Genomic DNA, 22069 nt, shown 5'->3' with positions numbered 1-22069 from the left:
CCCCGCCACCCGCCCACCCCCCCCCCCCCCCCCGCCCCCCCACCCCCCGCCCCCCCCCCCCGCCCCCCCCCGCCCGTCGAGCCAGCCTCACGGGGCCACTCTCGCTGATGAAGCGTGTTTCCTACTTCCCTACTCCGACCGCCTCCGACGCATCGGGCGGGCCGGGCGGGTCGAAGAATCGGAAGGGTGGGCCCAATCTCCGGACTCTGATCATTCGCCTGCCGCATGGTGGGGCGAATTCCTGACCGTGATCCGCAGATGGGAAAACCTCATCGGGCGCCCCGCGCCGGCACCTACGGAACGCGGCCCGCGCGGCGGCATCCGCGTAACCGCCGAATTCGGCGAGTGGATGATGGGCCTTCCCGCCGGCCACGTGACCCAAGTACCCGGACTGGAACGTAAACACCAGCTCCGCGCAATCGGCAACGGCGTGGTGCCGCAACAGGCTTACACGGCGTTTCAGTGGCTGATTGAGCGGGCGCAGAGGAAGAGTGAATGAGCCGAACCATGCACCGCGACCAGGCGGAGTTCTACCGCACGCTGGTCGTCGCCGAATACCCGCCCGCACCGAACAGCGTCCTACCAGAACGTCACCAGGGGTGGACGGAGGAATGGGCGTACGGCCCGTTCACCACCCTGGCGGCTGCCAAGGCGGCCCGGACCCGGGCAGTCCAGCGCGCCCTATGGCTGGCGAAGTGCTGGGACACGGACCCGCCCACCGTCTCCGGGAGCGTGGAGCACACCGTGGCCCACTGGTCTCCGGCGGAGGGGGCGGAGCGGTGACGACGGCCAAGGCCAAGGGCACGGCGTGGGAGTCGGCGGTCCGCGACTTCCTCAATGAGGAGCTGGGCCAGTACGTGGCGGACTGGCGCAAGGCGGACTACCGCTGGAAGGACCCGCACGACCCGGGCAACGTGAACCGCCAGGTCCAGGCCGGTTCTGCGGACGTGGGAGACCTCCACGCCCGGCCGTTCGTCCTGGAGGCCAAGGCGGAGCGGTCCATCCGTCTGGCGGAGTACGTCCGGCAGGCGAACCGGGAGGCTGCCGCCGCCGGGTTCGACTTCGGGGCGGCCGTGGTCAAGGCCCCGCGTCGGAGCGTGCGGGACGGATACGTGGTCATGGACCTGGCCACGTTCGCCCGGGTGCTGGCGGCACTGCGGGAGTGAGCTGGTGAACGCGGCGGGCGTGTAACGGCGGTCAGTGGATGACGCCGGGACACGCCCGCTTTTGCGTTGGAGGACAGTTGCGTAAGGACTTTGCCCGGTTCCTGGCCCGGTTCCCGGAGGTGGTGGAGGAGCGCGGGGAGTACGGCGTCCCCTGCCCCGTACACGACGATCAGCGGCCGTCGCTGTTCTTCCGCCTGAAGGAGGACGGCCGGCTCCTGGTCCGGTGCTGGGCGGGGTGCGAACGGGACGCCATCCTGGCGGCCCTGGGGATGTCGGCCCGGGACCTGTTCGACTGGGTGCCCGGAGACGGCGTTCGGGCATCGTCCAAGCCGGCGCCGGGAGCCCTGTCCACGGAACACGTGGCGGCCCTTGCGGCGTACGTGGACACCACGACCCTGGCGTTCATGGACCCGGCCCGTCCGGAGGCCCGCGACTACGTGCTCCGCCGGTTCGGCCTCGATGCGGAGCGGGCCGTGGACCTGGGGCTTGGGCTCGATTACCCGGGCCTGGACCAGAGGTTCCCCTACCGTTCGACCGCCTACGAACGCCACCCCCGTGTGACCGTTCCGTTGCTCGACTTCCAGGGCATGCCGCGCGGTCTTCAGGGGCGTGATCTGTCCGGAGCCTGCCCGGCGCGATGGCTGTCGCTGACCTCCCCGGAGGGTGCGGCGTGGAGCCGGTACGGCGTTTTCCGGTCGGGTTCCGGCTACGACACTGTGCTGGTCACGGAGGGGCCGGGCGACGGGCTCACGGCGGTGGCCACCGGCTACGACGTGGTGATGGTCCGCGGCGCGGGCCTGGCACGCAACGCGGAGCTGATAGCCGAACTGGCGGAGGGCCTGCGGGGTCGCGACGTGGTGATTGCCGGTGACCGGGACAAGGCGGGAGAGGCGTTCACAGACGCCCTGGCGGACGCCCTGGTCCAGGCCGGAGTCATGGTCCGCAAGCTGATCATTCCGAACCCCGGAGACGACCTGACCGACTGGCGCGCCCGTGACCCGCAGGCGTTCCCCGCGGCTCTCCACACGGCCGTCCGGCGGGCCCGGCTCCACATCCTGGAGGCGGAAGTGGAGCGCCAGGTGGAGACGGAGCCGGAGCCGGCCGATCACGGGCCGGTCCTTCCCCTGACGGACCTGGGCAACGCGGAGCGGCTGTTCCGGCAACTGGGCGGACACGTACGGGTGGTGCCGGGCGCCGGGGTCTTCAAGTGGACCGGCCGCCACTGGACGCAGGTTCCACTGGAGGCGTTGTACGCCGATGTCCGGTCCGTGGTCAGGGGCATGGCCGGCGAAGCCGGGCACGACCCCGAAAAGCTGTCCAAGCACATCGCGGCGTCCCAGCAGGCTTCCAAGGTCAAGGGCATGGTGGATCTGCTGACCTCCATTCCGGGCGTGTACGCGACCGTGGACCAGTTCGACGCCCACCCCGCGCTCCTGGCGTTCCGCAACGGGGTGGTGGACCTGCGCTCCGGCCAGCTCCGCGACCACCAGCCATGGGACATGAACACCTACTTCGTGGACGTGGACTACCGCCCGGAGGCCGTGTGCCCGCGCTGGGAACGGTTCCTGCGGGAGTGCCATCCGCACGCTCCGGAGATGCCGGACTTCCTTCAGATGCTGACCGGGTACGGCATCACCGGGCACGGCGTGGAGCGATGCTTCATCATGCACGTGGGGCCGACGACCAACGGAAAGACGACTTATACCTCCACCCTGGAGGACGTGTTCCGGGAGGCCACCAAGCGGGCGGACGCGTCGCTGTTCCAGAAGCGGCGAGAGTCCGGCGGTCCCCGTGCGGACGTGGTGGGTCTGCGGGGCAAGCGGCTGGTGATCTCTTCGGAGTGGCCCGCCGCCATGCCCTTGGACCAGTCCCTGATGAAGGCCATCACGGGGGACCAGACGATCACGGCCCGCGGCGTCTACGCCCGTACGGAGATCACGTTTCGTCCCGTGTGCCTGGTCCAGGTGGACACCAACTACGCGCCGGACGTGGACGCGACGGACGCGGCCCTTTGGCAACGGGTGCGCGTGATCCCGTGGGCGGAGGACTTCCGGGGCCGGGAGGACCGCCACCTCCAATCCACGCTGAAACAGGAACGGGAGGGGATCGCGGCGTGGGCGGTGCGCGGCGCCGTGGCGTGGTTCCGTGAGTTCGACGCGGGCCGGGGCCTGGAGTTCCCGGACGCGGTGGAACGGCGGACCGCGCACTACCGGGACACCAGCCACCCCTTGGCCGGCTTCATCGGGGAGGAGTTCGTGGTGGAGTCCGGGGCGTTCGTCTCCCGGGCGGTGGCGTGGGAGCGCTACCGGTCGTGGGCGGAGGAGTCCGGCATCCGCCACACCATGACCCGCAACCGGTTCTACGACACGCTCCGGTCCTTCCCCGGCGTGGTGGAGGGCCAAGGCGTGGGCGCCTTCAGGGGCACCCGCGGATTCCGCCACCTGGCGGACTGTAGGGAAGTGAAACGGCCGTCAGTAGATGCCGCCGAGGCGGACATCTTCGGTCAAGCGAAGTAGCGCGCGACCAGCGCGCGGTGGGGGTCGGCCCGGACGGGCCGACCCCCTTTTGCATGCCCGGAACTCCGCCGGCACCGACGACGGAGGAGAAATCCGGTTGAGGACGTACACGCACCCCGTAGCCGGGGAACTGGTCACCATCCACGCCCTGGAGACGGAAGCGGACGTGGCCACGGCGCGGGCGTGGCTGACCCGGGTGCAACCGCGCTCCCTGGCGCTGGACACCGAGACCTCCGGCCTGGACACCTTCAGTCCCCGCCATCGCCTCCGGACCGTCCAGTACGGCACCGCGGACACAGCCTGGGTCGTGCCGGTGGAGCGCGGGCCCGCCTTCAGCGAACTGGCCCGCACCGTGGTCGCCCGCTGTCCGGAGCTGGTGATCCACAACGCCAGCTTTGATCTTCTGGTCCTGGACCGCCACGGCATCGCGGCGCTGGACGACGTGTGGGAGCGGGTGGTGGACACCAAGATCCTGGCCCACCTCCGCGACTCCCGCCAGGACTTCGAAGGTGGGGTCGGCGTCAGCCTCAAACCCCTCAGTGCCTGGTTCGTTGACCCCTCCGCTCCCGACACTCAGGCCGGGTTGACGGCCGTCTTCCGGAGCCACGGCCTGACCAAGGCGGACGGGTTCGCACGCATCCCCTACCAGGACACCACCTACCAGCGGTACGCCGGACTGGACGTGATCTACACGGCCCGCCTCCGCCCCTGCCTCGACCGTGAGCTGGCGGCCCTGGCCATCCCCCCGACCCTGGTGGAGTACGAACACCGGCTCATGGCCATCTGCGCCCGGATGGAGCGGGCCGGGATGCTCTTGGACGTGCCCTACACCCAGGGCCTGGCGGACCGACTGGCGGACCAAGCCGCGGAGCACGGAGCGCGAGCCGCCCGCTACGGCGTAGACAACATCAACTCCACCCGGCAGGTGGCCGCCGCCCTGGCGGCCATGGGCGAGACGCTGACGGAGACCACCGCCTCCGGGGCCTTGAAGGTGGACAAGGGGGTGTTGCTGGACCTGGCGGACCTGGACGGCCAGTGGCAGCCGCGCGGCACCCGCCGGGGCAACCCCCTGGCCCACGCGATCCTCCACGCCAAGCGTGCGGCCAAGTGGCGCCAGTCCTACGCCCTGGCCATGCTGGACAATCGCGATGCCGCCGACCGCATCCACCCGAAGATCAACACTCTGGGGGCCAAGACGGCTCGGGCCTCCGTGTCGGACCCGCCCCTCCAACAGTTGCCGTCCAAGGGCTGGGAGATCCGGCGGTGTGTCGTCGCGGAGCCGGGGCGGTCGTACTTCAGCGTGGACCAGTCCTCCGTGGAGCTGGTGGTCCTGGCCGCCCTGTCCCAGGAGCCGCGCATGTGCCAGGCCATCCGCGACGGCCGTAACCTGCACGACTTCACGGCCACTTTGATGTTCGGAGAGAACTTCACCAAGCACGAACGGGCGCTGGCCAAGATCGCGGGCCTGGGCACGTCCTACCAGGGCGGCGCGGCCACGCTGGCGAAGCAGACGGGCCAGCCGGTGGAGCTGATGCGCGACACCTTGGCCCGCTACGCGCGGGCCTACCCGGGGGTCAAGCGGTGGGCCCAGGGACTCCAGCGCCACGCCCTGGCGAACGGCTGCGAGATCCGCACGCCCTCCGGCCGGCGGCTGGTCCTGGACCGGGACAAGCTCTACAAAGCTGTGGCTTACATCTGCCAGTCCACGGCCCGCGACACCATGGGCCAGGCCCTGTTGGATCTCCAGGACAAGGGGCTGACCCAGTACCTGACCTTGTGGGTTCACGACGAAGTGCTGGGGACCGCGCCGGAACGGGAAGCGGCGGAGGTGGCGGCCGAAGTCGCGGAGACGGTCCGCATGACCTTGTTCGGCGTGCCCATCGACACCGATGCGGAGGTCTACGGCCGGACCTGGGCCGGAGGCTACGGCCTCCCCGACCAGTGGGCCGTAGCCGCCTAGATCAACAGGAAACACGTCCACCTGGGGCGGAGTGTGACCAACCAACCGGAATTTCATCCTCCGGAAGCACAACCATCGGGCACTTCTCCTCCCCAGGTACGGACTATTTGCGTCTGTACCGGGTCAAAGCATGTTGTTTCGTATGTGCTCGAACATGATCACCTTTGACGACCTGAGCGTGTTCATGTTTTTCTCCCCATACAAAAACGAACGATCGTTTTTGTTCTCGGGGGAGGTGAGCGCAAATGCGCATCAACAGGCAGAAATTCGTACGCGCTCACTGCCGCAGGTGGCGGGACACCCTCCTGGACCTCTGGTCCGCTTCGGCCGCTCATCGCTGGCGCCCTGCGCGTCGCGTAGCGCTCGGACGCCTGCGGCGCTCCCTGGCCGGCCCGGTCGCCCACCGCTCCGTCCTCCTGGCCCTGGCGAACCTGGTGGCCATGGCCGGCCGTTGGGCCGTGACCTTCTTCCGGGCCTTCATCGAGCGGGCCCGCTCCCGGGTCGCCTCCGCTCCTCCTGCCGCGGACTGCCGCCGCCGGGCGCTGCGCCAGCCTCCGCCTACCGGCCCGCGTCTGGCGCATCTGTCCGTCACCCTCTCGCACGGACACGGCCGCTGACCGCCGTAACTTCCAGCACCCCTTTCTGACGGGCGGCCCGCACCGGGCCGCACGGCACCTCAGCACACCCAAACCCGCCTGACGCGTCGCCAGTTGGCCGCGCGGCGGTGCCCCCTACCCGCTGACGCCGACGGTCGGTCATCCGCGCTTCACGCAGTGACCGACGTGCGCTCTGCGATTCGAACACACATGCGAAAACGGGGGTTGTAACGGGCCTCAGTGGATCGGGGCGAAGCGGGCCTTCCCGCCCCGATCCCAAGGAGTCCCCCAATGGTTCCCCCTGCCCTGATTCGTGCTGCCCAAAAAGGCGACGACGAGGCAAAAGCCCAGGTCATAGCCTCGCTGGAGGGGTTGATCTACACCCTGGCCACCAAGCGCATGGCGTCCGTACCAGCCCTGTCCGCCGGGTACACGGACCGCCTGGAAGACCTCCGGCAGGAAGGCCGCTTGGCCGTCCTCGAATGCCTCCAGCGCTACGACGCGAACGGCGGGGCGAAGTTCTCCACCTACGCCCACAAGCGCATCACGGAGGCCCTGGCGGAAGAAGCCAACGACCTGGGGTCGGCCACCGTCTCCCCGGCGGCCGTCTCGACCTTCAAGGCCGCGCTGGGCCAGGTCGGAGGCGACTGGGAGGCGGCGGAGTTCCTGGTCACCGTCATCGACTCCTGTCACCGCATGTCCGCGGCCAAGGCGCACACCGTGCGCCTGGTCCTGGAGGGTGTCGTCTCCCTCGACGCCCCCGCCGGGGATGGAGAAACGTTTCCCCTGCACGACTCCTTGGCCGACCCGTACGGCTACGGCGTGCCGGAGGACCTGGTGGAGCCGCGCGACGTGGCCCGCCGCGAACGAGCCGCGAAACAGGCCCTGGCCCACGCGCTCCTGGCCCGGCTGAAGGAGAACCCGGCCCGCGTCGTGCGCATGACGTACGGCTTCGAGCCGGAAGTCCACCTCCACCAGGGCTACGACGCCCAGGGGCTCCCGGTACCGGACTCCAAGGCCATCGCGGAGGAGCTGGGCACCACGCCCGGCAACGTCCGCGTGATGCTCACCCGAAGCCTGGCCAAGCTGCGCCAGGCCGTGGAGTCGGTGGCCCAGGAACTGGACCTGGAGCTGGAGGCCGTGGCGTGACGCCCGCCCCGCGGAGCCGGGATGCGCGACGGGCTCCGCGGCTCGGAATCGTCCTGCGCCGGCCCACGGCCCGACGTACCCGGGCCGCGCCGTACGACCGGGCGGAAATCCTCGCGCGCTGGGGCGGCTGCTGCTACTGCGACGGGCCCGCCGAAGAACTGGACCACGTAATCCCCCTGGCCCTGGGCGGCCCCGACGTGGCCGCCAACGTCGTGGCGTCCTGCCGCGCCTGCAACCAAGCGAAGTACACCAAGCCGCTGGCCACCTGGGCGGCGGAGGACTGAAGGACCCACGATGCGACAGCGATACATGACCGCGGAGGACGCGACCCTGGCCGGCGCCTCCGTGCTCGACCAGATCGACGCCATGGAACGCGAATCCACGGAGTGGCCAGACCCCTGGGAAGAGTTCGCCGACGAATAGCCGCCCGATTCCCAAGACCGACAACCAGTGAGGAGACAGACGTGGGCTTCGCCCAGACCAAGGAACTGCGGGCGGATGTGAGCGGGCAGACCGGACGGCTCCGAGCCTGGACCACCGAACGGGAACCCGGTGTGGTCTCCGTCGCGGTCCCCGGTGACCGCGTGACGCTCTCCGCGGCGGACGCGCGGGCCCTGGCCGCGTGGCTGGCGGAACGCGCCGTGGAAGAAGACCGCAACCGCATGCCCACCTACACCCCGTCGCGGGCACGGCGCACCACCGGGTGGGCCGCATGACCGAGAGCTACCCATGCGAGTGGGACGGAGAGAACCAGCTCTCCGTTTCGGAGGACCCGGACGGCTACGTGGAGCTGATCGTGGGGCCGGTCCCGTACGGCGACGAATGCCCCGGGTACTACGAAGTGGTGCGCCTGACGCCGGAGACGGCCAGACACCTGGCACGCGCCGTGACACTGACGACATTCCGCCTGGAGGGGGAAGAGATGAGCGACGCCGTACCGGAGCCGTGCCCGGACACCAACAAGCCCTGCGGGAAGGACTGCCCCCTTCGCCGCGCCTGCCACGACTCCGCCCTGGAAGACGTGCATCGGGCTTCGCTGACTGACGGCTCCGCACCCCCGGTCCGGTACGCGACGCCGCACCGGACCACGGCGGCGGACCGCTTCCGGGCGGCCCGTGACCTGGCTGGGCCCGCCGCCGACCTGGACGCCGTTTTCCGCGTCGCCGACTACCTGAAGGGCAACGCCCAGTGAACCACCTCCGCACCGTGCGAGCCGCCCGCCAGACCCACGGCGGGGCCTACGTCGCCCAGGACCCGGCCGGCCGACGGATCGTCGTCCTGGAGGTAGGACACGCCTCCGACGCAGGAAGCCAGACAGCTGTCCTGCCCATGCTCCCGGGCCTGGCCCGGGAGATCGGTGCAGCCGCGATGATGGCCGCCGAAGACGCCGAACGACCGTCCCAGGTGCCAGCCCTGGAGACATGAGCAACGCCCCGGTTCTCCCGATGGGAGGCCGGGGCGTTTTGGCGTTCTGGGCCGCAGGAGCGGCGTATCAGGAAGTGAAGCTCCCGGCCTTGACGGCGTGGAGGAACGCAGCGAAGGAAGGAGCGGTGAACCGGAGTGCGGGCCCGTCAGCTTGCTTGGAGTCGCGCACGGGGACAACTCCGGGGAGCCCTTCGCCGATTTCAACACAGTTACCACCGTTGGTGCTGTAGCTGGACTTCCGCCAGTGGCGGACGGGCAGCTTGCTTGCGCTGGTCATGCGGTGCGACCTTCCAGGTAGCTGCCGATCAAGTCGGCGGATTCTTCATGTGACAGGGCCGATGCCCTAAGCAGATCATAGGCATGGCAGCCGTCGGCTACCTCGCTTGCGTCTAGCGCCATGCGTCCCTGAGAGAACCCATCGACGTAGAGCACATCCGGTCCTTCTGCGAACGACAGTACGGTGAACGGACCAGCTAGGCCGGGGTGGGAAACCACCCGGGAGGGAACCACCTGGATCACCGTGCGGGGCGTGGTTCCCGCCTTCAGCAGGTGTTCTAGCTGAGCACGCCAAGCGTCCGTCCCGCCAATGGGGCGACGTAGTACCTGCTCATCGAAGACGAACCATGTGCGAGGTGGCGTTTCCCGTTCGAACACGGCTTGACGTGACATGCGAGCCGCAACGAGGTCTTCAAGGTTGTCAGGACGAACCGCGCTGAGCATCCCGCGGGCGTAGTCCTCGGTCTGGAGGAGCCCCGGGATGATTTGGGACTCAAAGACACGGTGCGACGTGGCGTCCCGTTCCAGCTCAATGAACGGTAGAAACCACTTCGGGTACGCGTACTTGATCACTAGCGGGTGGAACTCGGCGAAGAAGTCGGTACCCAGAGCCCTGTCGAGATCCTGCGCCAGTTCGAAGCTCGGAACGCGCTTCGCATTCTCGATATAGCTGATCATGGCGTTGTTGGTCAGAGCCTTTGCGGCGGTCGTCTCCTGCGACCACCCACGTTCCGTTCGCATCTTGATGAGCCGGTTGCCGAAGAAGGCCAACAAGCTCTCGTTCCCCTTGGGCTGGCCTTCATCCGTCTCCATCGGCATGGGAGCCTCCGTCTTAACTTCTGCATTGTTAAAGCGTTCCCCCTGGTCAGGGGGGCGGGGCCGCACAAGTCTGGGGTTACACACGGCGTTTGGGCAAGCGAAGCGCCGAAAGCACTGGAAGGCAACCTATGGCCACCCCCCGATCCTTGGTCGCCCCCGCTCGCACCGTGGCGGACATAGAACGGGCAGTCGAACTGTGTCACTTCCATCGGCTCCTCCCGGAGGTGATCCCGGACGGTGTGCCCCAGGAGTACCCGCCTCTGGAGCGGGAGGACTTGGCTCAGGTTCTCCACCACCTCCGGGCGGCACCGTGATGGGGACCACCGGCCGGGACATGCTGGCCCGTTACATGGCGGCCCGGGGATCGGACGGTGTGCTCCGGCTGAGCACTACGCCGCCCCCGACCGACCGCCGGCCACTCCTGGAGCCGGTTCCAGTGCCAGGGTGCGACGTGTGCGGAGCCCTGGGCCGCCAGCGCGAAACCGCGTTGGCGGCCGGTGACCAAGAGACGGTCGAGACCTGCAACGCCGAAATCGCCAACCACCCTCATAGGAGAGGTGCCCAGCGATGACCGCGCCACTTCAGAAACAGGACGTGATCGTGGGGACCGTGGTCTTTGACGCCACGTGGGAACTCCCGGTCAGCATCCGCGACCAGGACGGCGGATGGGTCATCGTGTCGCGTCCTGGGGGGCGCGAACGCCGTGTGCCGCTCAAAACGCTTCGCCACGCCACCGACGCGCAACGACGCCAGTACGCCTGTCTGGAGAAATTCCTCAGATGTCCACCAGCCCGAAGAACCCGCACGTGATCGGCGGGGCCATGCCCAGTGACCACCAGGCGCTCATCCAACCCACGGGGGAACAGGAGGAGCACGTGGAGTGCGTGACCGTACTCGGCGGGATCAAATGCCACGCCGCCTCGTACACCTGGACCACTTCCATTCCGATCAACACATGGATGCTGGAGCATCGGCGAGCGACCGGCCACAGCATCTACCGCCGCAAGAAGCACACGATCGAAAAGGTGCAAGACCCGCTGTCGGCCAAGGCCGCAGGATGACGCCGGACGGACGCGCGGGCACCATCGCGCTCGTTCTCGCCATCTCCGCGGCCATCGGCTTCATCCTCGTGACGGCTGTAAGCGGCCGTCTCTGAGCTGGTCAGGGGCCAAGCACCTGACAACACACAAGGCCCTCGTACGGACGCTGGCGAACAGCCCGTCCGCACGGGAAGCGGGCCCGTTGCTGCCCCCGGGCGCCCCCATGGCAACGGGCAGGGGGTGGGGTTCGCAGCGCGAACCGATGCGGACACCACCCCCGATCCGCCACCACCACACGAATCACAGACGAAGAGATCCCATGACACACTCCGACATCCCGCACGGCCACCACCCCCGCACACGGGTCGGGGCCCTCCTGCTCCTCACAGACCCGCAAGACCGGCTAGTTCTGGTCCAGCCCAGGTACAAGGAAGGCATGATCCTGGTCGGCGGGGCCAGGCATGGGGACGAACGCCCACGCGCGGCGGCGCTTCGCGAATGCCGGGAAGAAATCGGCTTCGAGGTTGCTCCCGGCCGGCTGCTGCTCACCTACTGGTCACCCCCGAACCCCACGTCGGGAGCAGAGGCCGGCGTGAACTTCGTCTACGACGGCGGAACGCTGTCCCACGAGCAACTTGATTCGATCACCCTGCCGGAGAACAACGAATTGCTGGCCTGGGACTTGGTCGAGGAAACCCAGCTTGAACACTTCTGCTCGCGGCCCAACAAGGTGGTCATCCAGACCGCCTTGGACGCAAGGCGGCTGGGCCGGTGCTACGACCTGGAGTTCGCCTCCCCGGCCTTGGAAGGGAAGGTTCTGCCGAACCCCTATAACGGCCAGGCGGCGGCATAGGCAGAGAACTCCCGCTCCGGCCCGGCCCAGAAGGGCCGCAGCTCCCCGCGGTGGTGGCCGGAGCGGGGCACCACGCCGCCCAGCCGTAGTGATGGAGGTCCAGCGGCTGGGCGGCTCCCACCCCCGGCGGACGTACAGCTCCCTCCCGTCCCGCCGGCCCGCAAGGGCGCCGCGCGGACGCGCACGGCAGGGGCAAGGGGGTGCCGGGTTCCACCGCAGACCCGGCACCCCGGAAGAGAACGACCGTTCCGGCCGCAACTCCACGAGCATGGAGCCCAACGGCCGGGCGGGTCCGGGCAACCGCACCCAGGCTTTCCCTGGAGGCTCCCATGCACGATCTGATTGCCGCTCCGTTCCAAGACCACCACCTCATCCTCCGGCCCGGCAGCCAACGCGCGGTCAAGATCGGCGCCGCAAGGTACGCCGACCTTGAACACGCCGTCGCCACGGGGCGTCATCTGCCTGGCTGGCTGGCGGACGTGGCACTCCGGGCGTGGGGAGTGGACACAGCCGATCGCACAGCCGATACCGCCGTACTCATCCGGGCACGAGGCCCGTTCGAGTTCAGCCGCGCCACCTGGGAAATCAACCTCGGATGCGACTTCGACTGTGAACACTGCTACCTCGGCCAGAAGCGGTTCGACAGCCTGAGCTGGGACGGCAAAGACCACCTGCTCCACGTGATGCGCGACGCCGGAGTGATATGGCTACAGATCACCGGAGGCGAACCCCTCATCGACCCCGCGTTCCCCGCCGCCTACCGGCTGGCCCACGAACTGGGGATGCAGGTAGAGCTGCTGTCCAACGGCTCCCAGCTCTCCAAGCCCCGAATCCTGGACCTACTGACCACGTACCCGCCCACCAAGATGTCCCTGAGCGTCTACGGCGCGACCGCGGAGACATACGACGCAGTAACACGGCGTCGAGGCGCCTTCCAGCGGTTCGCAAAGGGCCTGCAAGCGGCGGTTGAAGCTGGGGTGAACATAGACCTCAGCCTGATCATCACCAACCGCTCCGCCCACGAAGCCGACGCCATGCAAGCCTGGGCAGATCGGCTCGGCCTGCCCCGTCGGCAGTACGCCACCATCTCCCCGACCATCCACGGCGGCGCAGAACCCTTGCCCTCCCAGTCTCCGGAGTACCTGACCCACCGGAAACCGTTCACCGGCTGCCCGGCCGGCCGCACGTTCTTCCACGTCGATCCGCACGGCCGTGCATCCATCTGCAAAGTGGGCCGCGAACCGTCCATCGACATCCCCACCGAAGGACTGACCGGGCTCGCGCGCCTTGGATCGATCGCCGATTCCCTCATGCTTCGCACCGGAGGGTGCAGCGGCTGCAAGCTATCCGGCACATGCCGGGTATGCCGACCGATGGCCAAGCTCCTCCAAACGGCGAAGGCACCACCGCACACCTACTGTCAGAACGCCTGAAGGAGGCTGCACCATGACTGCTGTCGTGGTCGAACTGGCACCGACACGCGTCGTCGCCGCTCCCATGGACCCCGACGAAGTGACCGTGATCGAAGACGTGGAGACGCACACCGCCGACGCCCAGCCGGGGTGTGGGGACGACAACCCGTATCAGTAACCATCCGTACCGGATGACCGAGTAAGCCAAGGCCGTGGCGCCCGCCACGGCCTTGTGCCGTTCCGTGGCAGGCTCCCAGCATGCCGACTGATCGCCTCAACGACGTACCCTCCGATGTACTGGCCGCCATCGCGGAGGCCACTGGCCCGGTGCTGAAGGCAGAACCACTGACCTCCGGGTTCAATAGTGAAATTGCCGCCCGCATCCACACCGAACACGGGCTCGTCTTCGTCAAGGGCCTGCGCGCCGATCACCCCCGCGTCTGGACTCAACAGCGCGAGGCAGACATCAACCCGCACGTCCAGGGCATCGCGCCGCGCTTGCTCTGGCGTCTCCAGCCCATCGGGTGGGACCTCCTAGGGTTCGAGTACGCGGACGGTCACCACGCCGACTACGCCCCCGGCTCCCCGGACGTGCCGCTGGTGGCGGCCACGCTCCGGCGCCTTGGACAGGTGCCGTGCCCGGACCTGCCCATCAAGACCATGCCGGACCGGATGACCGCCTACACCGGCCATCCAGAGCTGTTCGCGGGAGACGCGCTACTACACACCGACTGGAACAACACCAATGTGCTCGTGGACCACGACCGCGTATGCCTGGTGGACTGGGCCTGGGCCTCCCGCGGAGCCGGATGGATCGACCCGGCCCTGTGGACCATTTGGCTCATTGCTGGTGGGCACATGCCCGACCAAGCCGAACGCTGGGTCGCCGACGTGCCGGCATGGACAGCGGCACCGCGAGAGGCCGTGGACGCGTTCTCTCAGGCCAGCGCCCGGCTGTGGCAGGAGATTGCAAGGCAGAGCCCGAACGCATGGACACAGCGGATGGAAGCAGCGGCCACAGCCTGGGAGCGGCACCGCAACGACTAGCGCAACAGCCACTCATCCGTCTCACCCACCGCCACGGTGCTGGGGGAACTCTGCTGCCCACATGCGTTGTCAGTGCTAGTCCGTACCGTTGGAACCGTGAATGACACGAAGGATGAAGTACGGGCCCTCAGCAACGCGACGAAGATCGATGCTCGCAACCTGATCATGGGAGTGGCCTGGAGAGCCCTAAACCAGGGAGTAGACGAAGCCCCCGTGAAGGCATGGCGGAAAGAAGGACTTGCCTTACTCGATCAATGGCCCCGCACCCGGAAGCAAGTAGCTAAGCACGTCGTAAGCGGGCGCAGACGCTTTCTGGGGAACTAAGGCAGCAAAGTCCAGCCTGAATCCGCACCCACCATGCCGACCCCGGGCAAAAACCCAGGCTGACTGTCAGTGGCAAATGCAATGATCTAGGCAGAGCGCACCGAAACGCGGCGCGCACTACCTAGCACAAGGGGAGTGGGAGAACGGCGTGAACGGGGTCGAAACCTGGCAGGCAGGCGACTGGGTACTGGACGCAAACGGCCGTGTCTGGGTCCGGGCAGACGACGAAGACACCGGCAAAGGCTGGCCCTGGGGATACCCCCAGCACACTGCCCGCTGGACCCACCAGGGCCACCAGTACGTAGTCATCCCCGAAGGGTCAGTAGAAGAAGACCTCCCCACCCGGCCCCTCTCCCTCCTGCTACGCGACGGATACCCAGTTCCGTACCAAGCCGCGTAACGCAACGGGCCCGCCCTCCCAGAGGAAGGCGGGCCCTGCGGTAGAACAGCTCTAGGCGGCAAGCTGAACGCTCACGTCTTCGTTTGTTTCAAGGGTGGCCCAGGTAACACGGCAACGAGCGGCACCGTCGAACTTGGCCCCCTGGTGCGGCGCCTTACGGACAACCACGTGATCAAAGGCAAGACGGATAAGGTCCCGCTTCGTCTCCAGCCCCGCCCGCTTGAACGAGTCGTTCAACGCGTCCCAGTCCGCCGCCAGGCCCACGTCCAACTTGCGCTTCGTGAACGGCTCCGCGCGCTTGCGTGCCTCCGCAACGCGGGCCGTCTCCTCCCGCAGGGAAGCCGGGTACAGGCGGGCCATTTCCGGATCGTCGTAAAGCCCGTTCTGACGATCTTCCTGGAGACGCCGCAGACGCTTTTCGGCAGCCGCCAGGGCGGCCCTGGCCTCCCGCTCCGCTTCAGTGCTCTCCGGGTTCTTCAGAGCCGCCCAGCGCTCCGCCACCGCGTGCAACACCAGGTCGTCCACACGGGCCGTACTGATGCGCTCCACCCACAAGAACGTCACGTAGCGCTCCACGGCCGCCATGGACACCGACGCTGGGGCTGGGCAGATCGACCCTTGCGACCGGGCCCAGCACGCGTACGCCCGGCCCACCCTGGACATGGACCGGCCACAACCTCCGCACCGCAGGAGATCAGTCAACAGATGCTGTGCCTTGGTACTGCCTGCCGGGGCCGGGAACACGCTCTTCCCCGCCAAGGACGCTTGGGCGCGGCGGAGCACGTCGTCCGAGACCAGCGCAACACCGACGCGGACCCGCTTGCCGTCCTTGTTCAGGTACGGCACGCGCACCCGGCCGGACGGCTGGGCCACCTTGGCTATCTGCCACCCCGCGTACGTTGGGTGCCGGGTCATGGCGTGCAGCGTCGAAAGAGCCCAGCCCTTGCCGGTCGGCCCCGCTATCCCGTGACCGTCCAGCATCCGCACCACGTCCGGACCGGATGACCCGGCGGCCAGCTTCTCCAGCGCCAGGGCGGCAGCCTTCCCCTTGGTGAAGCCACCCCCGGCCGGGGTGTCGTCGGCGACCAGCTTCCGCCCCTCACCGACCTTCAGCCCATAGGGCGGGCGTCCGGACACCCACTGACCGTGTTCCCGCTGGAAGTCCTTGGTACGGCGCACGTTGGCAGACAGGCGCATGGAGAACGACCGGGCCCGCTCCGCCTCCGTGATGATCCGCTCCCGGTCGAACGGGTTCATGGAGTCCAGGTGCTCCAGGTCGAAGAACACCCGGGACTTGCCGATGACCTTCAACAGGTCTTCGGCGCCTTTGCGGCTGAACCGGTCCAGGGTGAAACACCACAGGGTGCCCGTTTCCCCGGCCGCCAGGGCAGCCAGGGCCCCGTCGAAGTCGGTCCGCTTGGCTTTCTCGTCAAAGCCGCTCGCGATGTCCGTCCACACCTTGCGGACGGTCAGCCCCTCCCGGGCCGCCCACCGCCGTCCCTGCATCTCCTGGGAATCGGTGGACAGCTCCCGGCGGGGGTCGTCCTCTCCTAGTTCCTTGGACTTGCGGCAGTAGAGGTCAACCAGCTTCGTCGGGTCCGTCAGGAAGGTGGCCGGGGCAGTGCTCATGGTCGGTGCTCCTACAGATGGGGGCCATCCCGTCCATGCACTGGCGTCCGTTACAGACGTTTTCCCAGGTCAGACGGGACCTACAGGAGGCTTCGCCCATCCTTCGACCACTACTTCGGGATGCTGCGCGGCGTACGCGGCTACGGCGACCGCAACGCCGTGCGGCTGCCCGGCGGCGACCGGAGCGTCTTCGAGCAGCCGGGCGCGCTCGGCGTCGGCACCGTCCTGCCGTTCTCCGTCCGGGAGGCCGCGGTGGCTCAGAAGAAGGACCTCCAGTACATCGGGGCGCTCAACCACGAGTGGGCCGGCGGCGCCAAGGCGTGGCGCGACGGGTGGATGGACAACTGGGTCACCGCGAAGACGGCCGCCACCATGGCCCACTACGACCGCCAGGACGTACCGCTGCACTACGAGCTGGCCGACACCTTCACCGTCTGCGACGCGTACCACTCCTCGATCCACTCCTCCACCAGCCCCAACCGCAACCACCTGGTCAGTGGCTGGACCGGCTTCGAGCCGGGCTCCGGCAAGCGCGCGGTGGGCAACGACGCGTACGCGGAGGACACCCACACGGGTTACACCTGGCCCACGTACGCCGAGCGCCTGGAGAAGGCCGGGCGAAGCTGGCGCGTCTACCAGGAGTGGGACAACTTCACCGACAACAACCTGGAGTTCTACGCGACCTTCAAGGCGGTCATGAAGAAGGCGCTGGCCAAGGTGGGCGGCGGCGTGCAGAACATGACCGCGTTCTACGGGAAGGTCGCCGCGGCCGGCGAGGCGGAACGCAAGCGCTTGCAGGGGCTGCTGGAGGAAGGCGTACGGGCGCTGAGCGCGGCCGACCGCAGTCTCTTCGAGCGCGCGCTGCGCCGCGGCGAGCCGGACTCCACGGCCACCGCCTTCGCCGCCGACGTCGCCGCGGGCAAGCTGCCCGAGGTGTCCTACATCGTCCCGTCCGCGGCGGACTCCGAGCATCCCGGCTCGTCCTCGCCGGTCGCCAGCGCCACCATCGTCTACAAGGTGCTGGACGCGCTCGGGAAGAACCCGGACGTGTGGCGGCACACCGCGCTCTTCCTGACGTACGACGAGAACGACGGATTTTTCGACCATGTGCCGCCGCCGGTGCCGCCGGCCGGCACGGAGGGCGAGTTCTGGGACGGCAAGCCGACCGGGCTCGGGATGCGCGTGCCGATGCTGGTGATCTCGCCCTGGTCGGTGGGCGGCTACGCCTGCTCGCAGGTCTTCGACCACACCTCGATCGTCCGCTTCCTGGAGCGCTGGACGGGCGTGCGGGAGCCCCACATCAGCGCCTGGCGGCGTACCGTCTGCGGCGACCTGACCACCGCTTTCGACTTCTCGCGCGGGCGCAGGCAGCCCGCCGTGGAGCGGCCCGGCGCGATCCCGCCGTTCGGCGGACGCTGGGCGCCGCGCCCGCCGCGCGAGCAGCGGCTCCCGCGCCAGGAGCCGGGCACCCGGCCCGCGCGCCCGCTGCCGTACCAGCCCGACGCCGACGGCGCGTACGACGCGCGGGCGGGGTGCTTCCGGCTCGCGGTGCGCAACGGGGGCCGGGCGAGCGCGCACTTCGCGCTGTATCCGTACGCGGGGGAGTACGGCACGCCGCAGCACCGTGACGTGCTGGGCCGGGCCGACTGGGAGGTGCCCGTCAAGGACGGCGCGTACCGCTTCACCGTCACGGGCCCCAACGGGTTCCGGCGCGAGCACGCGGGCACCGCCGCGGGCGCGGCCGCTGCGGTCCGGATCGGCACCCGCCTGGACGCGCACCGGCGTGAACTGCACCTCACGCTCGTCAACCAGGGACGCGCCGACCTCACCTTCACCCTGAAGCCGCTGGCGTACGGCGACACCAAGACGCGCGAGATCAGGGTGCGGGCCGGCAGCACCCGTACCGTCGCGCACTCCGCGGCAGCGGCGCACGGCTGGTACGACCTGGACCTGTCCGTCGCACAGGACGCGTCCTTCCACCGCCGCTTCATGGGGCACATCGAGAACGGGAAGGAGTCGGTCACCGGCTGACCTGAGGCGCGCGGAACCGGCCGTCTTCCGGTCGCCTCGTGCTCGGGCCGGGTTCCGCTTCCCGTTCCCTTTGTGGGGAACTCCACAAAAGGGTCAAAGGATCTTTTCCTGCTGTCACTCTGCAAGAGGTACGGGCCCGCCGCCCCTTCGTCGGCAGGCGGTGGTCCCGTGCTTCCCCCTCCCTTACGCGTTCGGCACCACGGGTACATCCCGGGAGACATCGGCGCCTGACCCGGGAAGCAGACGAAGAGCTTGATGACCGCACTGACCCGGTGGTGCCTGCGGCGCCGCATCGTCGTGATCGTGCTCTGGCTCGCCGCCTTCGCGGGAGCCACCGCGGCCGCCGGAGCCGCCGGCTCCGCCTACTCCGACCACTACGACGTCCCCGGTACGGAATCGGGGCAGGCCGGAGCCCTGCTGGAGCGGGCCTTCCCGGAGCGCTCCGGTGACCGCGACACGATCGTGTGGCACACGGAGTCCGGCACCGTACGCGCGGGCGCCGTGCGGAAGGACCTTCAGCAGACCCTCGACAAGATCGCCGCACTGCCCGGCGTCGCGTCCGTACAGAGCCCGTACGGACCGCAGGGCGCCGGGCAGATCAGCGAGGACGGGCACACCGCCTACGCCGACCTCGCCTTCGACGCGCCCGCCGAGGACCTGGACAAGGCCCAGGTCCAGCGCGTCGTGGACACCGCCAGGACCGCCGCGGCCGACGGACTCCAGGTGGAGCTGGGCGGCGCCGGCATCGCCGTCACCGAGTCGTCGGACGCCCAGCTCGCCGAACTGATCGGGCTCGGCGCCGCCGCCGTTGTCCTCTTCCTCGCCTTCGGCTCGCTCGCCGCCACGCTCCTGCCGCTCGTCACGGCGGTGGTGAGCGTCGGCACCGCCTCCGCCGGCATCACCCTGCTCGGCCACGCGATGACGGTGGCCGACTTCGCCCCGATGCTGGGCATGCTCATCGGCCTCGGTGTCGGCATCGACTACGCGCTTTTCATCGTCACCCGGCACCGCAGAGGGCTGAAATCCGGCCTCACCGTCCCGCAGGCCGCCGAGCGCGCGGTCAGTGTGTCGGGGCGCGCGGTGGTCTTCGCCGGGGCCACCGTCTGCATCGCCCTGCTCGGGATGCTCGTCCTGCGGCTGGGCTTCCTCAACGGCGTCGCCATCGCCGCCTCGCTGACCGTCGTCCTCACCGTCGCCGCCTCCGTCACCCTGCTCCCGGCCCTGCTCGGCGTCATCGGACCGCGGGCGCTGAGCCGGCGCGAACGGCGGCAACTGGCCGCCGACGGACCCCGCCCGGAGCCGCCGGCCGGCTTCGCGGCCTGGTGGTCCGGCTTCGTGGAGCGCCACCCCAAGCTGCTGGGCGCGGCCGCGGCCGTCGTCATGCTGATCCTCGCGCTGCCCACCCTGTCCCTGCATCTGGGCACCTCCGACCAGGGCAACAACCCCGCGACGAGCACCACCCGGCAGGCGTACGACCTGCTCGGCGAGGGCTTCGGGCCGGGCTCCAACGGGCCGCTGACCCTGGTCGGCGACCTCGACGGGGCCAAGGACCGGCTCGCCTTCGACCGGCTGCCGGACGAACTGCGCGGCACACCGGGCGTGGCACAGGTACGGGGACCGGAGTTCGACGGCAGCGGCAGCACGGGTGTGATCACCGTCGTACCGGACGGCTCCCCGCAGTCCCGCCAGACCTCCGACCTGGTGGAACGGCTGCGCGCCGACGTCCTGCCGAAGGCCGGGGAGGGCACCAGCATGAAGGTCCATGTCGGAGGGGTGACGGCCAGCTACGACGACTTCGCCTCCGTGATCGTCGGCAAGCTGCCGCTCTTCGTCGGCGTCGTCATCGGCCTGGGCTGCGTCCTGCTGCTCCTCGCGTTCCGCAGCATCGGCATACCACTGAAGGCCGCCGCGATGAACATCGCGGCCGTCGCCTCCTCCTTCGGGATCGTGGTCGCGATCTTCCAGTGGGGGTGGGGGAGCGAACTGCTCGGGCTGGGCAGCGCGGGCCCGATCGAGCCCTTCCTGCCCGTGATCATGGTCTCGGTCCTCTTCGGGCTGTCCATGGACTACCAGGTCTTCCTGGTCAGCCGGATGTACGAGGAATGGCGGCTGACCCGCGACAACCGCCGCGCGGTCCGCGTCGGACTCGCCGAGACCGGCCGGGTCATCAACTCGGCGGCCGTCATCATGATCGCGGTGTTCGCGGCGTTCGTGCTCAGCGGCGACCGCATCATCGCGATGTTCGGCATCGGCCTGGCGGCCGCCGTCGCGCTGGACGCCTTCGTACTGCGCACCCTGCTCGTGCCCGCCCTGATGCACCTGCTCGGTGGCGCGAACTGGTGGCTGCCGGGGTGGCTGGAGCGGCGGCTGCCGCGGATCAGCATCGAGCCGCCGGCGGAGGCGGGGGCAGGTACCGGATCGGGTGCGGGTACCGGTTCGGGCGCGGGCCCGGCGGCGCCGGGGGCGGACGGCGCGCCGGTGATTCCGGTTCCGGTTCCGGTTGCGGTGCCGGGGCCGCGGCGGGGTGACGAAGGGCTGGTACGGAAGTAGCGCCGTCCCGAGGGGGAGGGGCCGCGGCCGGGGAAAGGGGGGCGGTCCGGCCGTCTCCGTATGGCCGGGCGGTCCCGTACAGCCCGGCCGTCCCCCTACGTTCCGGTCGTTCCCGTACGTACCGTACGGCCCTTGTGCCCGCTGCCGTGGCCGGTTCCCCGTGCGCCCCGGGGATTCTCATACGTCTCTCAGATCCGGCACCTACGGTCGCGCCCATGGACACCACCAAGACCGAAGACCGCACCGACGACACGAAGGCCGACGAGGCCAAGGCGGCCACCGGGACGACGGAGGCCGAAGGGGCGTCCGAGGCCACCGAGGCGGACGGGAAGAAGCCGTCCGGCGCGGACACCCCGCGCGGCGCGGGCGCCGACGAGCAGCGCGGGGCGGACGGGGAGGACGGGGCGGACGAGGAGGAGACCGCGGACGCCGACGCGACGCCCGCCGCCACCACCGCGACCGCTTCGGTGGCGTCCGGCGCCGGCTCCGTCGTCGCCGCGGGACTGGGGCTCGCCTCGCTCACCGGCACCTGGGTCGGCACGGTGCTGGCCGAGCGCCAGACGCTGCTCGGCCAGATCAAGCTGCAGACCGGCAAGGCCACCGACCAGATCGGCACCGTCTACGGCGCCCCCTGGCACACCCACGCCCTCGTCAACGCGATCTTCGCGCTGCTCGCCGTCGTCGTCGCGGGCCTGGTCCTCACCCGGCCCCGCCCGACCTGGGTACGGGCCGTGGCCTGGGGCGGACTCGCCCTCGGCGTCCTGGGGCTCATCGTCTCCGCGGGCATGTACTTCGACCTCTTCGCCAGCCTGCCCTCGCTGCCCAAGGCCGGAGCCGGCACGCCTGGTTCCTGAGGGGCCGTGCACGAGGCGGGTG

General features: G+C 69.3%; 22 protein-coding genes and 1 pseudogene. 20 read left to right on the top strand and 3 right to left on the bottom strand.

Going from position 1 to position 22069, the window contains the following annotated elements:
- Positions 1–247: 247 nt before the first annotated feature.
- The 12 genes from AB0A97_RS07715 to AB0A97_RS07660 all read left to right on the top strand — a co-directional run bounded on the left by AB0A97_RS07715 (position 248) and on the right by AB0A97_RS07660 (position 8812).
- Positions 248–499 (top strand): hypothetical protein, encoded by a 252-nt coding sequence (locus AB0A97_RS07715; protein WP_361145973.1) that lies wholly within the window; start codon positions 248–250, stop codon positions 497–499.
- Complete coding sequence (locus AB0A97_RS07710) at positions 496–783, top strand: hypothetical protein (RefSeq protein ID WP_361145970.1); 288 nt, start codon at positions 496–498, stop codon at positions 781–783. The genes AB0A97_RS07715 and AB0A97_RS07710 overlap by 4 nt, the downstream gene beginning before the upstream one ends.
- Positions 780–1166 (top strand): hypothetical protein, encoded by a 387-nt coding sequence (locus AB0A97_RS07705; protein WP_361145967.1) that lies wholly within the window; start codon positions 780–782, stop codon positions 1164–1166. The genes AB0A97_RS07710 and AB0A97_RS07705 overlap by 4 nt, the downstream gene beginning before the upstream one ends.
- A gap of 77 nt (positions 1167–1243) precedes the next feature.
- Positions 1244–3682, top strand: coding sequence for a phage/plasmid primase, P4 family (locus AB0A97_RS07700; protein WP_361145964.1), 2439 nt, complete (start codon positions 1244–1246; stop codon positions 3680–3682).
- 97 nt (positions 3683–3779) lie between these two features.
- Positions 3780–5642 (top strand): DNA polymerase, encoded by a 1863-nt coding sequence (locus AB0A97_RS07695; protein ID WP_361145961.1) that lies wholly within the window; start codon positions 3780–3782, stop codon positions 5640–5642.
- Positions 5643–5887: 245 nt separating this feature from the next.
- A complete protein-coding gene (locus tag AB0A97_RS07690; protein ID WP_361145958.1) occupies positions 5888–6259 on the top strand; it encodes a hypothetical protein in 372 nt (123 codons plus the stop codon).
- A gap of 270 nt (positions 6260–6529) precedes the next feature.
- Positions 6530–7387 carry a sigma-70 family RNA polymerase sigma factor gene (locus tag AB0A97_RS07685; RefSeq protein ID WP_361145956.1) on the top strand — a complete coding sequence of 286 codons (858 nt, stop codon included), beginning with the start codon at positions 6530–6532 and terminating at the stop codon, positions 7385–7387.
- Positions 7384–7671, top strand: coding sequence for an HNH endonuclease signature motif containing protein (locus AB0A97_RS07680; protein ID WP_361145953.1), 288 nt, complete (start codon positions 7384–7386; stop codon positions 7669–7671). The genes AB0A97_RS07685 and AB0A97_RS07680 overlap by 4 nt, the downstream gene beginning before the upstream one ends.
- 10 nt (positions 7672–7681) lie before the next feature.
- Positions 7682–7810, top strand: a complete 129-nt coding sequence (locus AB0A97_RS07675) for a hypothetical protein (protein WP_361145950.1) — start codon at positions 7682–7684, stop codon at positions 7808–7810.
- Positions 7811–7851: 41 nt separating this feature from the next.
- Positions 7852–8103, top strand: coding sequence for a hypothetical protein (locus tag AB0A97_RS07670; RefSeq protein ID WP_361145947.1), 252 nt, complete (start codon positions 7852–7854; stop codon positions 8101–8103).
- A complete protein-coding gene (locus AB0A97_RS07665) occupies positions 8100–8579 on the top strand; it encodes a hypothetical protein (protein ID WP_361145944.1) in 480 nt (159 codons plus the stop codon). Before AB0A97_RS07670 ends, AB0A97_RS07665 begins: the two co-directional genes overlap by 4 nt.
- Positions 8576–8812 carry a hypothetical protein gene (locus AB0A97_RS07660; protein ID WP_361145942.1) on the top strand — a complete coding sequence of 79 codons (237 nt, stop codon included), beginning with the start codon at positions 8576–8578 and terminating at the stop codon, positions 8810–8812. Before AB0A97_RS07665 ends, AB0A97_RS07660 begins: the two co-directional genes overlap by 4 nt.
- A 67-nt stretch (positions 8813–8879) precedes the next feature.
- Here the strand turns inward: AB0A97_RS07660 and AB0A97_RS07655 are convergent, their stop codons facing one another.
- Entirely contained in the window at positions 8880–9089 is a 210-nt protein-coding gene (locus AB0A97_RS07655; protein ID WP_361145939.1) for a DUF397 domain-containing protein, read from the bottom strand.
- Positions 9086–9907, bottom strand: a complete 822-nt coding sequence (locus tag AB0A97_RS07650) for a helix-turn-helix transcriptional regulator (protein ID WP_361145936.1) — start codon at positions 9905–9907, stop codon at positions 9086–9088. Before AB0A97_RS07650 ends, AB0A97_RS07655 begins: the two co-directional genes overlap by 4 nt.
- A 779-nt stretch (positions 9908–10686) precedes the next feature.
- Here AB0A97_RS07650 and AB0A97_RS07645 point away from each other — a divergent pair.
- From AB0A97_RS07645 to AB0A97_RS07625, 5 genes are all read left to right on the top strand, one after another.
- Entirely contained in the window at positions 10687–10968 is a 282-nt protein-coding gene (locus AB0A97_RS07645; RefSeq protein ID WP_361145933.1) for a hypothetical protein, read from the top strand.
- Positions 10969–11170: 202 nt separating this feature from the next.
- Positions 11171–11800 carry an NUDIX hydrolase gene (locus AB0A97_RS07640; protein ID WP_361145931.1) on the top strand — a complete coding sequence of 210 codons (630 nt, stop codon included), beginning with the start codon at positions 11171–11173 and terminating at the stop codon, positions 11798–11800.
- Between the two features lie 329 nt (positions 11801–12129).
- Entirely contained in the window at positions 12130–13233 is a 1104-nt protein-coding gene (locus tag AB0A97_RS07635; protein ID WP_361145928.1) for a radical SAM protein, read from the top strand.
- 13 nt (positions 13234–13246) lie between these two features.
- Positions 13247–13390 (top strand): hypothetical protein, encoded by a 144-nt coding sequence (locus AB0A97_RS07630; RefSeq protein ID WP_361145926.1) that lies wholly within the window; start codon positions 13247–13249, stop codon positions 13388–13390.
- 80 nt (positions 13391–13470) lie between these two features.
- Complete coding sequence (locus tag AB0A97_RS07625) at positions 13471–14259, top strand: aminoglycoside phosphotransferase (RefSeq protein WP_361145923.1); 789 nt, start codon at positions 13471–13473, stop codon at positions 14257–14259.
- 775 nt (positions 14260–15034) lie between these two features.
- Here the strand turns inward: AB0A97_RS07625 and AB0A97_RS07620 are convergent.
- Positions 15035–16612 carry a recombinase family protein gene (locus AB0A97_RS07620; RefSeq protein ID WP_361145920.1) on the bottom strand — a complete coding sequence of 526 codons (1578 nt, stop codon included), beginning with the start codon at positions 16610–16612 and terminating at the stop codon, positions 15035–15037.
- Between the two features lie 99 nt (positions 16613–16711).
- On the opposite strand from AB0A97_RS07620, the pseudogene AB0A97_RS07615 reads away from it, so the two are divergent.
- The 3 genes and pseudogenes from AB0A97_RS07615 to AB0A97_RS07605 all read left to right on the top strand — a co-directional run.
- Positions 16712–18643: pseudogene (locus tag AB0A97_RS07615) on the top strand (phosphocholine-specific phospholipase C); the annotation flags it as partial.
- Positions 18644–18898: 255 nt separating this feature from the next.
- Complete coding sequence (locus AB0A97_RS07610; protein WP_361145918.1) at positions 18899–21193, top strand: MMPL family transporter; 2295 nt, start codon at positions 18899–18901, stop codon at positions 21191–21193.
- A gap of 215 nt (positions 21194–21408) precedes the next feature.
- Positions 21409–22047 carry a hypothetical protein gene (locus AB0A97_RS07605; RefSeq protein ID WP_361145915.1) on the top strand — a complete coding sequence of 213 codons (639 nt, stop codon included), beginning with the start codon at positions 21409–21411 and terminating at the stop codon, positions 22045–22047.
- Positions 22048–22069 lie beyond the last annotated feature (22 nt).

Origin of the sequence: Streptomyces sp. NPDC045470 (assembly GCF_040646595.1) — a bacterium.
In the GTDB taxonomy this organism is placed as follows: Bacteria; Actinomycetota; Actinomycetes; order Streptomycetales; family Streptomycetaceae; genus Streptomyces.
This window is presented reverse-complemented; position numbering and strand designations above follow the sequence as displayed.

What these genes read in the sequence shown, in the direction of transcription:
- AB0A97_RS07685 (WP_361145956.1), top strand. Translation starts at nt 6,530, where the DNA reads ATGGTTCCCCCTGCCCTGATTCGTGCTGCCCAAAAAGGCGACGACGAG.
- AB0A97_RS07710 (WP_361145970.1), top strand. Translation starts at nt 496, where the DNA reads ATGAGCCGAACCATGCACCGCGACCAGGCGGAGTTCTACCGCACGCTG.
- AB0A97_RS07620 (WP_361145920.1), bottom strand. Translation starts at nt 16,612, where the DNA reads ATGAGCACTGCCCCGGCCACCTTCCTGACGGACCCGACGAAGCTGGTT.
- AB0A97_RS07645 (WP_361145933.1), top strand. Translation starts at nt 10,687, where the DNA reads ATGTCCACCAGCCCGAAGAACCCGCACGTGATCGGCGGGGCCATGCCC.
- AB0A97_RS07655 (WP_361145939.1), bottom strand. Translation starts at nt 9,089, where the DNA reads ATGACCAGCGCAAGCAAGCTGCCCGTCCGCCACTGGCGGAAGTCCAGC.
- AB0A97_RS07665 (WP_361145944.1), top strand. Translation starts at nt 8,100, where the DNA reads ATGACCGAGAGCTACCCATGCGAGTGGGACGGAGAGAACCAGCTCTCC.
- AB0A97_RS07630 (WP_361145926.1), top strand. Translation starts at nt 13,247, where the DNA reads ATGACTGCTGTCGTGGTCGAACTGGCACCGACACGCGTCGTCGCCGCT.
- AB0A97_RS07605 (WP_361145915.1), top strand. Translation starts at nt 21,409, where the DNA reads ATGGACACCACCAAGACCGAAGACCGCACCGACGACACGAAGGCCGAC.
- AB0A97_RS07675 (WP_361145950.1), top strand. Translation starts at nt 7,682, where the DNA reads ATGCGACAGCGATACATGACCGCGGAGGACGCGACCCTGGCCGGCGCC.
- AB0A97_RS07640 (WP_361145931.1), top strand. Translation starts at nt 11,171, where the DNA reads ATGGCAACGGGCAGGGGGTGGGGTTCGCAGCGCGAACCGATGCGGACA.
- AB0A97_RS07690 (WP_361145958.1), top strand. Translation starts at nt 5,888, where the DNA reads ATGCGCATCAACAGGCAGAAATTCGTACGCGCTCACTGCCGCAGGTGG.
- AB0A97_RS07650 (WP_361145936.1), bottom strand. Translation starts at nt 9,907, where the DNA reads ATGCCGATGGAGACGGATGAAGGCCAGCCCAAGGGGAACGAGAGCTTG.
- AB0A97_RS07610 (WP_361145918.1), top strand. Translation starts at nt 18,899, where the DNA reads ATGACCGCACTGACCCGGTGGTGCCTGCGGCGCCGCATCGTCGTGATC.
- AB0A97_RS07635 (WP_361145928.1), top strand. Translation starts at nt 12,130, where the DNA reads ATGCACGATCTGATTGCCGCTCCGTTCCAAGACCACCACCTCATCCTC.
- AB0A97_RS07625 (WP_361145923.1), top strand. Translation starts at nt 13,471, where the DNA reads ATGCCGACTGATCGCCTCAACGACGTACCCTCCGATGTACTGGCCGCC.